1 protein-coding gene and 1 pseudogene are annotated in these 817 nt (G+C 72.5%); both read left to right on the top strand.

The genetic code is table 11. From position 1 onward, the window contains the following. A pseudogene (locus CCN72_RS39215) lies at positions 1–328 on the top strand (nitrate- and nitrite sensing domain-containing protein); the annotation flags it as partial. Next, a complete protein-coding gene (locus CCN72_RS28915; RefSeq protein ID WP_085562577.1) occupies positions 318–755 on the top strand; it encodes a roadblock/LC7 domain-containing protein in 438 nt (145 codons plus the stop codon). The pseudogene CCN72_RS39215 and the gene CCN72_RS28915, both read left to right, overlap by 11 nt. Positions 756–817: the final 62 nt, after the last annotated feature.

The raw sequence follows: 817 nt of genomic DNA, 5'->3' as shown, positions 1-817 counted from the left end.
CCCCAGCAGGCGGCCCACCAGGCGCCCCGGCACCCCCGAACCCGGCACCTCCGAACCCCGCACCCCGGACGCGTCCACGGTCGTCCCCGCTCTCCCCACCCGTGTCCGTCAGGCCTCTCTCGCGCGGCAGTTGCGGGATGAGCCGCAGGAGCAGGCGGAGGGTGGGCGGCGGGAGGTCGATGCCGAGGAGATGAGGGCGATCTTCGGGGCGTTCCAGCGTGGGCTCGATCAGGGGCGCAAGGGGATGCCCGCGCGGCCCGGGGCCACCGAGGGCGACACCGTGAACATCCACGTCGACGAAGGGACGGACACCGACGATGCACGGTGACGACCAGACCCGCAACCAGCCCGCCGCACCCGCCGGAACACCCGGCACGGACCTCGGCTGGCTGCTGGACGACCTCGTGGCGCGCACCGACCACGTCCGCCAGGCCGTGCTGCTGACCGCCGACGGCCTCGCGCTGAGCAGTTCCGAGGGTATGCCCCGGCAGGACATCGAGCACCTGGCCGCCGTCTGCTCCGGCTTCCACGGCCTCGCCCGTTCCGCCGGGGAGCGGTTCGCCGCCGGAGAGGTGCGCCAGACCATGGTGATGCTGGACGAGGCCTACCTGTTCATCACCCCGGCAGGGCACGGCAGCCGACTCGCCGTGCTCAGCGAGGCCAACACCGACGTCGGTCAACTCGCCCACGAGATGGCCCTGTTGGTCCGCCGTCTCGGCAGCCATCTGGACGCGGCAGCCCGTGCCACCCCATGATCCCGCCGTGAGCGACGAGCACTGGTACGAGGACGAGACCGGGTCGATGGTGCGGCCCTACA

It is taken from the genome of Streptomyces murinus (genome assembly GCF_002154555.1).
Taxonomy (GTDB): domain Bacteria; phylum Actinomycetota; class Actinomycetes; order Streptomycetales; family Streptomycetaceae; genus Streptomyces; species Streptomyces murinus.
This window is presented reverse-complemented; position numbering and strand designations above follow the sequence as displayed.